Origin of the sequence: uncultured Dechloromonas sp., from assembly GCF_945957265.1 — a bacterium.
GTDB lineage: Bacteria > Pseudomonadota > Gammaproteobacteria > Burkholderiales > Rhodocyclaceae > Azonexus.
The window spans coordinates 26455-39286 of the sequence record NZ_CAMFKO010000011.1 but is presented as its reverse complement, the minus strand read 5'-3'; the positions used below and the strand labels follow the sequence as shown (position 1 = coordinate 39286).

Annotated in this window: 13 protein-coding genes; 10 read left to right on the top strand and 3 right to left on the bottom strand. The window is 65.3% G+C overall.

Features of this window, described 5'->3' with window-relative positions; genetic code table 11:
• Positions 1-3: 3 nt before the first annotated feature.
• The 5 genes from Q0P59_RS07885 (at position 4) to Q0P59_RS07865 (ending at position 4397) form a co-directional block, all read left to right on the top strand.
• The gene (locus Q0P59_RS07885; RefSeq protein ID WP_295005334.1) at positions 4-744 is read left to right on the top strand and encodes a cell division protein FtsQ/DivIB; all 741 of its coding nucleotides are present in this window, start codon (positions 4-6) and stop codon (positions 742-744) included.
• A 4-nt stretch (positions 745-748) separates the two neighbouring features.
• A complete protein-coding gene (gene ftsA / locus Q0P59_RS07880; RefSeq protein ID WP_295005332.1) occupies positions 749-1978 on the top strand; it encodes a cell division protein FtsA in 1230 nt (409 codons plus the stop codon).
• A gap of 36 nt (positions 1979-2014) precedes the next feature.
• Positions 2015-3202 (top strand): cell division protein FtsZ, encoded by a 1188-nt coding sequence (gene ftsZ, locus Q0P59_RS07875; protein WP_295005330.1) that lies wholly within the window; start codon positions 2015-2017, stop codon positions 3200-3202.
• A gap of 85 nt (positions 3203-3287) precedes the next feature.
• Positions 3288-4202 (top strand): UDP-3-O-acyl-N-acetylglucosamine deacetylase, encoded by a 915-nt coding sequence (gene lpxC / locus Q0P59_RS07870; RefSeq protein ID WP_295005327.1) that lies wholly within the window; start codon positions 3288-3290, stop codon positions 4200-4202.
• A gap of 6 nt (positions 4203-4208) precedes the next feature.
• Complete coding sequence (locus tag Q0P59_RS07865) at positions 4209-4397, top strand: hypothetical protein (protein WP_295005325.1); 189 nt, start codon at positions 4209-4211, stop codon at positions 4395-4397.
• Here the strand turns inward: Q0P59_RS07865 and Q0P59_RS07860 are convergent.
• The gene (locus tag Q0P59_RS07860; RefSeq protein ID WP_295005323.1) at positions 4384-4818 is read right to left on the bottom strand and encodes a DciA family protein; all 435 of its coding nucleotides are present in this window, start codon (positions 4816-4818) and stop codon (positions 4384-4386) included. The two genes, Q0P59_RS07865 and Q0P59_RS07860, sit on opposite strands and share 14 nt — an antisense overlap.
• Before the next feature lie 10 nt (positions 4819-4828).
• Here Q0P59_RS07860 and Q0P59_RS07855 point away from each other — a divergent pair, with 10 nt between their 5' ends.
• The 4 genes from Q0P59_RS07855 to ydiK all read left to right on the top strand — a co-directional run bounded on the left by Q0P59_RS07855 (position 4829) and on the right by ydiK (position 11068).
• Positions 4829-5749: a M23 family metallopeptidase gene (locus Q0P59_RS07855; protein WP_295005322.1), complete on the top strand. Its 921-nt coding sequence runs from the start codon at positions 4829-4831 to the stop codon at positions 5747-5749.
• 100 nt (positions 5750-5849) lie between these two features.
• Positions 5850-8561, top strand: a complete 2712-nt coding sequence (gene secA, locus Q0P59_RS07850; RefSeq protein WP_295005320.1) for a preprotein translocase subunit SecA — start codon at positions 5850-5852, stop codon at positions 8559-8561.
• Positions 8562-8651: 90 nt separating this feature from the next.
• On the top strand, positions 8652-9878 hold the full coding sequence (argJ, locus tag Q0P59_RS07845; protein WP_295005319.1) for a bifunctional glutamate N-acetyltransferase/amino-acid acetyltransferase ArgJ: 1227 nt from the start codon (positions 8652-8654) through the stop codon (positions 9876-9878).
• A gap of 50 nt (positions 9879-9928) precedes the next feature.
• Positions 9929-11068, top strand: a complete 1140-nt coding sequence (gene ydiK / locus Q0P59_RS07840) for an AI-2E family transporter YdiK (protein WP_295005317.1) — start codon at positions 9929-9931, stop codon at positions 11066-11068.
• On the opposite strand, the gene Q0P59_RS07835 is transcribed toward ydiK, so the two are convergent.
• A complete protein-coding gene (locus Q0P59_RS07835) occupies positions 11024-11617 on the bottom strand; it encodes a class I SAM-dependent methyltransferase (RefSeq protein ID WP_295005315.1) in 594 nt (197 codons plus the stop codon). The genes ydiK and Q0P59_RS07835 overlap by 45 nt on opposite strands.
• Positions 11614-11994 carry a Co2+/Mg2+ efflux protein ApaG gene (apaG, locus tag Q0P59_RS07830; RefSeq protein WP_295005313.1) on the bottom strand — a complete coding sequence of 127 codons (381 nt, stop codon included), beginning with the start codon at positions 11992-11994 and terminating at the stop codon, positions 11614-11616. The genes Q0P59_RS07835 and apaG overlap by 4 nt, the downstream gene beginning before the upstream one ends.
• 36 nt (positions 11995-12030) lie before the next feature.
• Here apaG and rpe point away from each other — a divergent pair, with 36 nt between their 5' ends.
• A complete protein-coding gene (rpe, locus tag Q0P59_RS07825; RefSeq protein WP_295005311.1) occupies positions 12031-12732 on the top strand; it encodes a ribulose-phosphate 3-epimerase in 702 nt (233 codons plus the stop codon).
• Positions 12733-12832: the final 100 nt, after the last annotated feature.

The window sequence follows — 12832 nt, the reverse complement described above, 5'->3', positions numbered from 1 at the left end:
TGCATGTGGAACAAACCGCACCTGCTCAACGCCATCGCCGACCTGCTGATGCTGGTCGCGTCGGCGGCGTTGCTGGCTGCCGCCGCAGTCTGGCTGGTGCGGGTGCCGTCCTTGCCGGTGCGTCACGTGGTGTTCGCCGACACGCTGGCGCATACCCGGCGCGGCGAGGTGGAGCAGGTGCTGCCGGCGTCGCTGAAGGGCAATTTCTTCAGCATCAACCTGGAGTCGGTGCGCGGCGCGCTGGAGAAGCTGCCCTGGGTGCGCAAGGTGGATATCCGTCGCCAGTGGCCGGATCGGCTCGAGGTCAGCATCGAGGAGCACAAACCGGTCGCCCGTTGGGGCGAGGGGCGGGGCGAGCTGGTGAACAGCTATGGCGAGGTGTTCGCCGCCAGCCTGCCGGACAGCGAGGCGAGCGCCATGCCGCTGCTTTTCGGGCCGCTCGGCACGGCGCCGGAGGTGCTGAAGGAATACGGCGAGCTGGTCGGCGCCTTCAAGGCGGTCGGCGAGGTGCCGGTGCAGGTGACCTTGTCGCCGCGCCTGGCCTGGGCCTTGAAGTTGCAGAACGGGATGTTGGTCGATATCGGCCGCGAACAGCCGAAGTCGCCGGTCGGCGTGCGGCTGGCGCGCTTTATCGAGGTGTATCCGGAAATGGTCGCCAAGCGGGCGGTCAGACCGGCCGTGGTGGATTTGCGGTATCCGAATGGCTTCGCGATGAGGGTCGCGGCCGAGGGGAAGGGAAAGTAAGGACATGAGCAGGGATAACAAGGATTTGGTCGTCGGCCTGGATATCGGCACCTCGAAGATCGTCGCGCTGGTCGCCGAGATCAACAACGAGGGGCAGCTGAACGTCATCGGCATGGGCTCGCAGGACTCCAAGGGCCTGAAGAAGGGCGTCGTGGTGAACATCGAGGAAACGGTGCACACCATCAGCCGCGTCATCCAGGAGGTCGAGCTGATGGCCGACTGCAAGGTGAGCAACGTCTATACGGGCATCGCCGGCAGCCACATCAAGAGCTTCAACTCCAACGGCATGGTGGCGATCAAGGATAAGGAAGTGACCCAGAGCGACGTCGAGCGGGTCATCGAAACGGCGCGCGCCATGCCGATCCCGGCCGACCAGGAGATCCTGCACATCCTCACCCAGGAATTCGTCATCGATGGCCAGGACGGCATCCGCGAGCCGATCGGCATGAGCGGCATGCGCTTGGAGGTGAAGACGCACATCGTCACCGGCGCCGTGTCGGCCGCCCAGAACATCGTCAAGTGCGTGCGCCGCTGCGGCCTGGAGGTCAATGACCTGGTGCTGCAGCCGCTGGCCTCCAGCTACGCCGTGCTGTCCGAGGACGAGAAGGACCTCGGCGTCTGCCTGATCGACATCGGCGGCGGCACCACCGACATCGCCGTGTGGACCCAGGGCGCCATCCGCCACACCTCGGTCATCCCCATCGCCGGCGACCAGGTGACCAACGACATCGCCATGGCGCTGCGCACGCCGACCCGCGAGGCCGAGGACATCAAGTGCAAGTACGGCTGCGCCCTGTCGCAACTGGCCGACATCAACGAAAACCTCGATGTCGCCGGCGTCGACGACCGCCCCAGCCGCAGCCTGAGCCGCCGGGCGCTGGCCGACGTCATCCAGCCGCGCGTCGAGGAGCTCTACGAGCTGATCCAGAACGAGCTGCGCCGCGCCGGCTTCGAGGAAGTGCTGTCGTCCGGCATCGTGCTCACCGGCGGCGCCAGCGTGATGCCGGGCATGGTCGAGCTGGGCGAGGAAATCTTCCACATGCCGGTTCGTCTCGGCAACCCGAAATACCACGGCAGCCTGGCCGACGTCGTGCAAAGCCCGCGCTTCTCGACGGCTTTCGGCCTGCTGCTCGAAGCGCAGGCCCAGCGCAAGCGGGGGCAAAAGATTCAGGAAAAGCAGGGCATCAAGGATGTCTTTTCCAGCATGAAGGATTGGTTCGTCAAGAACTTCTAATTTTGAATTTAAACGGTTTTTTCAGAGGAGGTAGTCATGTTTGAGATCATCGAGAAGGACGAGGAAAGCGGCACGATCATCAAGGTGTTCGGCGTCGGCGGTGCCGGCGGCAATGCCATCGAGCACATGATCAACGAAGGCGTGAACGGCGTCGAGTTCATCGCCGCCAACACCGATGCGCAGGCCCTGGGCCGCAATGCCGCATCGAGCAAGCTGTCGCTGGGCCAGAGCGGCCTCGGCGCCGGTGCCAAGCCGGAAAAGGGCCAGGAAGCCGCCCAGGCGCACCGCGACGAAATCCGCGCTTCGCTGCAAGGCGCCCACATGGCCTTCATCACCGCCGGCATGGGCGGTGGCACGGGCACCGGGGCCGCCCCGGTGGTCGCCGAGATCGCCCGCGAAATGGGCATCCTGACCGTCGGCGTGGTCACCAAGCCGTTCAGCTTCGAAGGCGGCAAGCGCATGAAGGCGGCCGAAGCCGGCATCGCCGAATTCTCCAAGCACGTCGATTCGCTGATCGTCATCCTCAACGACAAGCTGATGGAAGTCATGGGCGACGACGCCGATGTCGACGACTGCTTCAAGGCGGCCGACGACGTGCTGAAGAACGCCGTCGGCGGTATTGCCGAAATCATTACCTACCCGGGCCTGGTCAACGTCGACTTCGAAGACGTGCGCACGGTCATGGGTGAAATGGGCCGCGCCATGATGGGCTCCGCCGCCGCTGCCGGCGTCGACCGCGCCCGCATCGCCGCCGAGCAGGCCGTCGCCTCGCCGCTGCTCGAAGGCGTCAATCTGTCCGGCGCCAAGGGCGTGCTGGTGAACATCACCGCCGCCAAGGGCAACCTGAAGATGAAGGAAGTCAACGAAGTGATGAACACCGTCAAGGCCTTCGCCGCCGAAGACGCGCACATCATCTTCGGCGCCGTGTACGACGAGCTGATGGGCGACGCCCTGCGCGTCACCGTGGTCGCCACCGGCCTCGGCCAGGTTGCCGCCGCCGTGCGCAGCAAGCCGGAAGTGTTCACCCAGCCGGTGCTGGTCCAGGCCCAGGCCACCGGCACGCACGATGCCGTCGCCTTCGGTGCCGGTCCATCCATCGACTACAACCAGATCGCCGACGTCCCGGCCGTGGTGCGTAAACGCAACGTTACCGTCGAAGCCCTTGCCAACAGTGGCGTCGACCGTTACGACATCCCGGCTTTCCTGCGTAAACAGGCGGATTAAAGCGTAACAAAAGCTTTCTCTGAAAAAGGGTGGCGGCGGCTTGTGTTACAATCCGCCGCCTTCCCCAATCATTCAAGCACTTAGCATGCTCAAGCAACGCACGCTCAAGACGATCATTCGCGCCTCAGGTGTCGGCCTGCATGGCGGCGTCAAGGTCAACATGACCCTGCGCCCGGCAGCCCCGGATACCGGCATCGTCTTCCGTCGCGTCGATCTGCCCGAACCCAAGGACATTCCTGCCAAGGCAGTCCTGATTGGCGACACCCGCATGTGCTCCTGTCTCGAAGTGGACGGGGTCAAGGTGGGGACCATCGAACACCTGATGTCTGCCCTCTGCGGGCTGGGCATCGACAATTGCTGGATCGACCTGGATGCGCCGGAAGTGCCCATTCTCGACGGTTCCGCCGCGCCCTTCGTGTTCCTGATCCAGTCCGCTGGCATCGAGGAGCAGGAAGCCGCCAAGAAATTCATCCGCGTCACCCGGCCCATCGAGGTCAGGGATGGCGACAAGTGGGCGCGCTTCGTGCCCTACGACGGCTACAAGCTGGCCTTTTCCATCGTCTTCAACCATCCGGCCATCGACAAGTCGGCGCAGAAGGCCGAAATCGACTTCGCCGAGCAGTCCTACGTCCGCGAAGTGTCGCGCGCCCGGACCTTCGGCTTCATGCAGGAAGTCGAATACCTGCGCGAAAACGGCCTGGCGCTGGGCGGCGGGCTGGAAAACGCCATCGTCCTCGACGAATTCCGCGTGCTGAACCAGGACGGTCTGCGCTACGGCGACGAGTTCGTGAAGCACAAGATCCTCGACGCCGTCGGCGACCTCTACCTGCTCGGCCATCCGCTGCTCGCCGCCTATTCGTCGCACAAGGGCGGCCACGCCCTGAACAACCAGCTGGCCCGCGCCCTGCTCGAGCAGCAGGATGCCTGGGAGCTGACCACCTTCGACGAAGCGGCGCACGCCCCGAGCGGCGTCACCCGCTGGCTGGCCCAGGCCGCCTGATACGCCATGTGGCTGCTGCGTCTGCTGGCAGTCCTCGTCGTCATCGCCATCGGCGTCGGGTTGGTCGTCTATGCCTTTACCGGCAATCGCCAATACCTCGCCTTCAGTTGGCGCCTGTTCCGCTATGCCGTGGTTTTCGCGCTGCTGATCTTTGCGCTGATGTTCGTCGAGCGCCTGGCGATCATTCCGCTCTAGCGGCGCGCTCCAGCAGGGTTTGCAAGGCCTTCCGCAACGGCCCCTCGGGCAGTTTTTTGGCGGTCGATTCGAGCATGCCAAAAGCCTTGCCGGACAGCGGTTTCAAGGTTGAACTCGTTGATTGGAAAGGGATTTGGCGGGGTTGCACTTTGACCTCCAGGGCGCTACACTCCGCCCCTCCCCTGGATAACTCGTCGCACAGGCGCTGGCTCATCTGGCGAATCTTGGCGGCGACCGCACCGTTGTCGGTGTGGATAACGATAGTCCCCGACTTGTAATTGGCAACGCGCGCGGCGTGGCGCAGCCCGGCTGGGGCTATCGCTTCGAAGCGGCGCGAGAGCTTCTGCAGCAGACGTGCGTGGGCCATGATGCGGCTCGTTGTCGCATCGCTGTTGAGGTATTGCTCTGGCCCTTTGTACATAGGAGGTTCCGTGCAGATCATTCTCGTTTCGCGCCATCTGAAGGCGGCGCGCACGATCACCATTATGCCCCGGCATGTGCTCGCGACGATATTCGCGTTGCTGCTGCTGGTGTTTTCCACGTCGGCCCTGTTTTCGTGGCTGTCGGTGGCGCTGCGCTTGCCGCTGGTCGAGGACCTGCTGGTGACCCTGCATTTGCAGGAGGATCGCAAGACCCGCGATCATGTCGACAGCAACCTGCAGCTGATGGCGACCCGGCTGGGTGAACTGCAGGCGCAGGTGTTGCAGCTCGATGCGCTGGGCGACCGCCTTTCCGGCATTGCCGGCGTCAGGCGCGAGCGCCAGGTCGATACGCTCAAGGCGGCGCAGGGCGGCCCGTATGTGCCGGCGCCGATGAACGCGGGCGAATTGCAGAAGGAAATCGAACGTCTCGCCGTGCTGGTCGACCAGCGCAGCGACGATCTGGCGCATGTCGAATACAAGCTGCTGGAAAAGCGGGTCAGGGAGCGTCTGCTGCCGACCGTCCTGCCGGTCAAGGACGCCTATCTCGGCTCGCCTTTCGGTCATCGCGCCGATCCGATAGCCGGCGCCCGCGCCATGCACGAAGGGATCGATTTCAACGCCGAAACGGGGACGCCGGTCGTCGCGACCGCCGACGGAGTTGTCCTGGCGGCGGCCTACCATCCCGATTTCGGCAACGTGATCGACATCGACCACGGCGAAGGCCTGGTTTCCCGCTATGCTCACCTGTCGCGCATCGATATCAAGCCGGCGTCGCTGGTGAAGCGCGGGCAGTTGATCGGCGCCGTCGGCAACACCGGGCGCTCGACGGGGGCGCACCTGCATTTCGAGGTTCGCATGCAGGGCGTCGCCCAGAATCCGGCGCATTTCCTCAAGCAGGGCGACGAATACGCGCATCTCAAGCGTCGCTAGCCTGATCGCCGCGCTCTTGATTTAGGTCGTCATCATCGGGGGGGAGGGGCGTGCTAGAATCCGCGCTTTGCCGCCACCCGCGCAACCACCTTATCTCGCGATGATATCCGGCCTACTCAAGAAGATTTTCGGCAGCCGCAATGACCGGCTGATCAAGCAATATTCCCAGACCGTCAAGCGCATCAATGCGTTCGAACCGGCCCTGCAGGCGCTCTCCGACGCGCAGCTGCAGGCCAAGACCGACGAGTTCCGCCAGCGTCATGGCAACGGCGAGTCGCTCGACGACCTGCTGCCGGAAGCCTTCGCCGTCGTCCGCGAAGCCGGCAAGCGCGTCCTCGGCATGCGCCACTTCGACGTCCAGATGATCGGCGGCATGGTCCTGCACTACGGCAAGATCGCCGAAATGCGCACCGGCGAGGGCAAGACCCTGGTCGGCACGCTGCCCGCCTACCTCAACGCCATTTCCGGCCAGGGCGTGCATGTCATCACGGTCAACGACTACCTGGCGACCCGCGACTCGGAGTGGATGGGCCGCCTGCACCGCTTCCTCGGCCTGTCGGTCGGCGTCAACCTGTCGCAGATGGACCACGAGGCCAAGCAGGCCGCCTACGCCGCCGACATCACCTACGGCACCAACAACGAATTCGGCTTCGACTACCTGCGCGACAACATGGTCTACACGGCCGACCAGCGCGTGCAGCGCGGCCTGAATTTCGCCATTGTCGACGAGGTGGACTCCATCCTGATCGACGAGGCGCGGACGCCGCTGATCATTTCTGGCCAGGCCGACGACCATACCGACCTCTACCTGCGCATGAAGGCCGTGGTGCCGCAACTGACGCGCGCCATGGAAGAAAACGGCGAAGGCGACTACTGGGTCGACGAGAAGGGCCACCAGGTCCATCTGTCGGAAACCGGCTACGAGCACGCCGAGCAGTTGCTGGCCGAGCACGACCTGCTCAAGGAAGGCTCCAGCCTGTACGACGCCGCCAACATTTCGCTGATGCACCACCTGAACGCCGCCCTGCGCGCGCTGTCGCTGTTCCACAAGGACCAGCACTACGTGGTGCAGAACGGCGAAGTGGTCATCGTCGACGAATTCACCGGTCGCCTGATGGCCGGCCGCCGCTGGTCGGACGGCCTGCACCAGGCCGTCGAGGCCAAGGAAGGCGTGGAAATCCAGGCCGAGAACCAGACCCTGGCCTCGATCACCTTCCAGAACTACTTCCGGATGTACAACCGCCTGTCCGGCATGACCGGCACGGCCGATACCGAGGCCTACGAATTCCAGCAGATCTACGGCCTGGAAACCGTCGTCATCCCGACCCACCGGGCGATGGTCCGCAAGGACATGAACGACCTGGTGTACAAGACGGCCGACGAGAAGCACGCGGCCATCATTGCCGACATCAAGGATTGCTCGAAGCGCGGCCAGCCGGTGCTGGTCGGCACGACGTCGATCGAGAACTCCGAACTGCTGTCGCACCTGCTCGACCAGGAAAAGCTGTCGCACCAGGTGCTCAACGCCAAGCAGCACGCCCGCGAAGCGGAAATCGTCGCCGAAGCCGGCCGCCCGGGGATGATCACCATCGCCACCAACATGGCCGGTCGCGGTACCGACATCGTGCTCGGCGGCAACATCCAGAAGCAGATCGACGCCGTCGCCAACGACGAGGCGCTGTCGGCTGCCGACAAGGAAGCCAGAATCGCCGCCCTGCGCGCCGACTGGCTGAAGGTCCATGAGCAGGTGCTGGCCTCCGGCGGCCTGCACATCATCGGCTCCGAGCGCCACGAGTCGCGTCGCATCGACAACCAGCTGCGCGGCCGTGCCGGCCGCCAGGGCGATGCCGGCTCCTCGCGCTTCTACCTGTCGCTCGACGACCAGCTGCTGCGCATCTTCGCCGGCGAGCGTCTGCGCGCCATCATGGACAAGCTGAAGATGCCGGAAGGCGAGGCCATCGAGCACCCGCTCGTCACCCGCTCGCTGGAATCGGCGCAACGCAAGGTCGAGGCCCGCAACTTCGACATCCGCAAGCAGCTGCTCGAATACGACGACGTCTCCAACGACCAGCGCAAGGTGATCTACCAGCAGCGCAACGAGTTGCTGGAAACCGAGGATATTTCCGAAACCATCTCGGCCATGCGCCAGAGCGTCATCGTCGAGACCTTCCGCACCTACGTGCCGGAAGAGTCGGTCGAGGAACAATGGGACATGGAAGGGCTGGAGCGCGCCCTCGCCTCCGAACTGCAGATCGCCGCCCCGGTGGCCCAGTGGTTCAAGGACGAGCCGACCCTGTCCGACGAGGAAATCCTCGAGCGCATCACCAAGGGCGCCGACGAGGTCTATCAGGCCAAGGTCGAACTGGTCGGTGCCTCCACCTTCCACCAGTTCGAGCGCAACGTCATGCTGCAGTCGCTCGACAGCCACTGGCGCGAGCACCTGGCGGCGCTGGACCATCTGCGCCAGGGCATCCACCTGCGCGGCTACGCCCAGAAGAACCCGAAGCAGGAATACAAGCGCGAGGCTTTCGAGCTGTTCGAGGGCTTGCTCGATCTTGTTCGCCGCGAAGTGACCCGCATTGTCTACACCGTGCAGATCCGTTCGCAGGAAGACGTCGAGGAAACCGCGCCGCACGCCGACGTGCAGAACGTGCAGTACCAGCATGCCGGCTACGACGAGGCGCTGGGCGAGGGCGAAGCGCAGCCGCAGGCGGTGGCGCCGGCCGATGCCGGTCCGAAGATCGGTCGCAACGACCCCTGCCCCTGCGGTTCGGGCAAGAAGTACAAGCACTGCCACGGAAAGCTGAGCTAGTTGTTGGTCATTAGTCGTTAGCCGTTAGCAAAATCTGGAGGCCAGCCAAGTGCTGGCCTCGATCCTATCAACGCGATCCTGGATCCTAAAATGCCTGTGAATTACGCCACCCCCGCTGCCGATCAACTCTTTCCGGTGGCCGGTGTCCGCCTCGGCGTTGCCGAAGCCGAAATCCGCAAGAAAAATCGTCGCGACCTGACCCTGGTCGCGCTCGACGCCGGTTGCACCGTGGCTGGCGTATTCACGCTGAACCGCTTCTGCGCCGCACCGGTGCAGCTGTGCCGCAAGCATCTCGCCGGCGGCCAGGAAATCCGCGCGCTGGTCGTCAATACCGGCATCGCCAACGCCGGCACCGGCGAACCGGGTCGCCAGACGGCGCAGGCCAGCTGCAATGCCGTCGGCGAACTGCTGGGCATCGCCGCCGACCAGGTTTTGCCGTTCTCGACCGGCGTCATCCTCGAGCCGCTGCCGGTCGACCGCCTGAAGGCCGGCCTGCCGGCCGCCCAGGCCGATCTGAAGGCCGACAACTGGCATGCCGCCGCCCACGCCATCATGACCACCGATACCGTCGCCAAGGCAGCGTCGCGCCGGGTCACGGTCGGTGGCAAGACGATCACCGTTTCCGGCATCTCCAAGGGCGCCGGCATGATCAAGCCGAACATGGCGACCATGCTCGGCTTCCTCGCCACCGACGCCGGCATTGCCCAGCCGCTGCTCGACAGCCTGGTCAAGGAGGCTGCCGACTCCTCGTTCAACTGCATCACCGTCGATGGCGACACCTCGACCAACGACTCCTACGTGATGGTCGCCACCGGCCAGTCGGGCGCCCGCTTCGCCGCCGAAAGCGACGCCGGCTGGGCCGAGGTCAAGGCCGCCATCGTTGCCGTGTCGGTCGAGCTGGCGCAGGCCATCGTCCGCGACGGCGAGGGCGCCACCAAGTTCATCACCGTTGCCGTGCAGGGCGGCAGGAACGTCGAGGAATGCCGCCAGGTCGGCTATGCCATCGGCCACTCGCCGCTGGTCAAGACGGCCTTCTTCGCCTCCGACCCCAACCTCGGCCGCATCCTGGCCGCCGTCGGCTATGCCGGCATTGCCGATCTCGATGTCGATGCCGTCAAGGTGTGGCTCGACGACGTGCTGGTGGCCGAGAACGGCGGCCGTGCCGCCGCCTACCAGGAAGCCGACGGGGCGCGCGTCATGGCGCAGGCCGAAATCACGGTGCGTGTCGATCTCGGCCGGGGCGAAGCCCGGGCCAGCGTCTATACCTGCGACTTCTCGTACGACTACGTCAAGATCAACGCCGACTACCGCAGCTGATCCGCCTGTCGCGGAGCGATCCGGCTGGCGGCCTGACTGGAGTTAAACCGATGACCGACATTCGCCGCGATCTGGCCAGGAATACCCTGGCCATCCTCTGCATTCTCGGGCTGATCGGCCTCAGCCTGTGGGTATTGCGCCCATTCCTGGCCGCCGCGGTGTGGGCGGCGATGCTGGTCGTCGCCACCTGGCCTTTGTTTGTCGGCCTGGAGGATCGTCTGGGCAAGCGGCGCGGCATCGCCGTGCTGATCATGAGCCTGGGCATGCTGCTCCTGCTCGTGCTGCCCTTGTGGCTGGCCCTGGATACCATTCTCGATCATTCCGCAGCGCTGTCGGCGGCCGGCAAGTCGGTCGCGGCCAATGGCCTGCCGCCGCCGCCTGCCTGGGTTGGTGCCCTGCCGCTGGTCGGCGAGCGCCTGGCCTCCGGGTGGAGCCAGCTGGCGGCCGGCGGGGCGGCGGGTGTCGTGGCCAAGGCAACGCCCCATGCCGCCGATGCCGGCAAGTGGGTGCTCACTCAAGTGGGTGGTTTGGGCGGCATGCTGATCCAGTTCCTGCTCGTCGTCACCATCTCGGCCATCTTCTATTCCGGCGGCGAAACGGGGGCGCGCATGGCGCGCCGTTTCGGTCGCCGGCTGGCCGGCGAGCGGGGCGAGAATTCGATCGTCCTGGCCGGCCAGGCGATTCGCGGCGTGGCCCTCGGCGTCGGCGTGACGGCCATCGTGCAGACCGTACTCGGCGGGATCGGGCTGGCCGTCGCCGGCGTGCCTTTCGCTTCGCTGCTGTCGGCGCTGATGCTGATGCTGTGCATCGCCCAGATCGGCCCGATGCTGGTGCTGCTGCCCGCCGTCGGCTGGATGTTTTGGACGGGCGATACCGGCTGGGCGACCTTCCTGCTGGTGTGGAGCCTGGTCGTCGGCACCCTCGACAACTTCCTGCGCCCGATGCTGATCAAGCGCGGCGCCGACCTGCCGCTGCTGCTGATCTTTGCCGGGGTCATCGGCGGCATGCTGGGTTTCGGCCTGATCGGCATTTTCGTCGGCCCGGTGGTGCTGGCCGTGACCTATACGCTGATGCTGGCCTGGATCGAGGATGCCCTCGGCAAGGACCAGCCGCCGGCCGTCGCGGCCGGGCCGGAAACGCCCGCCTCAGAGTCGGCGCAGGCGGATCGTCCGGAACCAGCCGCCGGCTAGGGCGGCCTGGTCGTCCTCCAGCGCCAGCGCGGGCGCCGCGACGAGCAAATCCTCGAACACGACATCGAGCCGCGTCGCGACGCGGCGCATCAGCGGATTGACCAGGCGCCGCATGAGCGCCGGCTGGCCGCGGCGCAGGAACTTGTCGAATACCAGGATGCTGCCGCCGGGGCGCACGACGCGGGCAATCTCGGCCAGGCAGTCGGCCGGTTGCGGGACGACGGCCAGGATCAGGTGCAGTACGGCGCTGTCGAATGCGGCGTCGGCGAAGGGCAGGCGCTGGGCGTCGCCCTGCACCGCTGCGAAGTCGACGTCCACGGCGCGCGGCAGGGCGCGGCGCAGCATGGCGTCGGTCAGGTCGAGGCCGACGTAGCGGTGACCGCCGGGCAGGTAGGGCAGGTCGAGCCCGGTGCCGATGCCGGCCAGCAGCACGCGCCCCGCCTCGGCCGGCAGCGCGCAAAGGCTGCGCTGGCGGGCGCTGCGGGTCACCCGGTCGATCGCCGCGTCGTAGAACGGGGCGATCAGGGTATAGCTGTGCTTGAGGCTCAATGCAGGGCGCGCGGGCTGGCCAGCACGAATTCGGGAATCTCCGCCTCGAAGTGGGTGCCGTCCTCGGCCACCATCTGGTAGCTGCCCTTCATGGTGCCGATCGGCGTCGTCAGGGACGAGCCGCTGGTGTATTGAAAGCTCTCGCCGGGCTGCAGCAGCGGCTGCTTGCCGACGACGCCCAGGCCGCGCACTTCCTGCACCTCGTTGTGGGCATCGGTGATGATCCAGTGCCGGGAAACCAGCTGGGCCGGCATTTCTCCGGTGTTTCTGATGGTGATCGTATAGGCAAAGATGTAACGGTCATTGTCCGGATCGGACTGATCCGGAATGAACTGCGGCAGGGGGCTGACTTCGATTCGGTACTTGTTGTCGGGCATGGGATAATTTCGTTCGTTATTGTTCAGGGAAACATCATGTCAGCCAAAGATTACGTCATTGCACCGAGCATTCTGTCCGCCAATTTCGCCAAGCTGGGCGAAGAAGTGGCCAACGTCATCGCCTCGGGGGCCGACTGGATACACTTTGACGTGATGGACAACCATTATGTTCCCAACCTGACCATCGGGCCGCTGGTTTGCGAAGCGATCCGGCCGTGCACCACGGCGCCGATCGACGTGCACCTGATGGTCAAGCCGGTGGACCGCATCATCCCCGATTTCGTGAAAGGCGGGGCCAACATCATCACCTTCCACCCGGAAGCCTCGCACCACATCGACCGCAGCCTGTCGCTGATCCGCGAAGGCGGCTGCCAGGCCGGCCTGGTCTTCAACCCGGCGACGCCGCTCGACCACATGGACTACGTCATGGACAAGCTCGACGTCATCCTGCTGATGAGCGTGAACCCCGGCTTCGGCGGCCAGAAGTTCATTCCCGGCACGCTGGCCAAGGCGAGGCAGGCCCGTGCCAAGCTCGATGCCTACGAACGCGAAAGCGGCCGGCGCATCCGGCTGGAGATCGACGGCGGCGTGAATGTCGGCAACATCGCCGAGATCGCCCGCGCCGGGGTCGATGCCTTCGTCGCCGGCTCGGCCGTCTATGGTGCCGGCAAGGACAGCGACGCGCACCGCTACGACTCGATCATCGGCGCCCTGCGCGGCGAACTGGCCAAGGTTTAGTCCTTTCGTCGCCGTCCGGCGATCCGCCGCGGTCGCTGCCTACTCCAGATAAATGTCATAATTCGCCGCCCGGGTTCGCGCCCGGCGGTTCATTGTCAAA

What these genes read in the sequence shown, in the direction of transcription:
- lpxC (WP_295005327.1), top strand. Translation starts at nt 3,288, where the DNA reads ATGCTCAAGCAACGCACGCTCAAGACGATCATTCGCGCCTCAGGTGTC.
- Q0P59_RS07865 (WP_295005325.1), top strand. Translation starts at nt 4,209, where the DNA reads ATGTGGCTGCTGCGTCTGCTGGCAGTCCTCGTCGTCATCGCCATCGGC.
- rpe (WP_295005311.1), top strand. Translation starts at nt 12,031, where the DNA reads ATGTCAGCCAAAGATTACGTCATTGCACCGAGCATTCTGTCCGCCAAT.
- argJ (WP_295005319.1), top strand. Translation starts at nt 8,652, where the DNA reads ATGCCTGTGAATTACGCCACCCCCGCTGCCGATCAACTCTTTCCGGTG.
- apaG (WP_295005313.1), bottom strand. Translation starts at nt 11,994, where the DNA reads ATGCCCGACAACAAGTACCGAATCGAAGTCAGCCCCCTGCCGCAGTTC.
- ydiK (WP_295005317.1), top strand. Translation starts at nt 9,929, where the DNA reads ATGACCGACATTCGCCGCGATCTGGCCAGGAATACCCTGGCCATCCTC.
- ftsA (WP_295005332.1), top strand. Translation starts at nt 749, where the DNA reads ATGAGCAGGGATAACAAGGATTTGGTCGTCGGCCTGGATATCGGCACC.
- Q0P59_RS07860 (WP_295005323.1), bottom strand. Translation starts at nt 4,818, where the DNA reads ATGTACAAAGGGCCAGAGCAATACCTCAACAGCGATGCGACAACGAGC.
- Q0P59_RS07885 (WP_295005334.1), top strand. Translation starts at nt 4, where the DNA reads ATGTGGAACAAACCGCACCTGCTCAACGCCATCGCCGACCTGCTGATG.
- ftsZ (WP_295005330.1), top strand. Translation starts at nt 2,015, where the DNA reads ATGTTTGAGATCATCGAGAAGGACGAGGAAAGCGGCACGATCATCAAG.
- secA (WP_295005320.1), top strand. Translation starts at nt 5,850, where the DNA reads ATGATATCCGGCCTACTCAAGAAGATTTTCGGCAGCCGCAATGACCGG.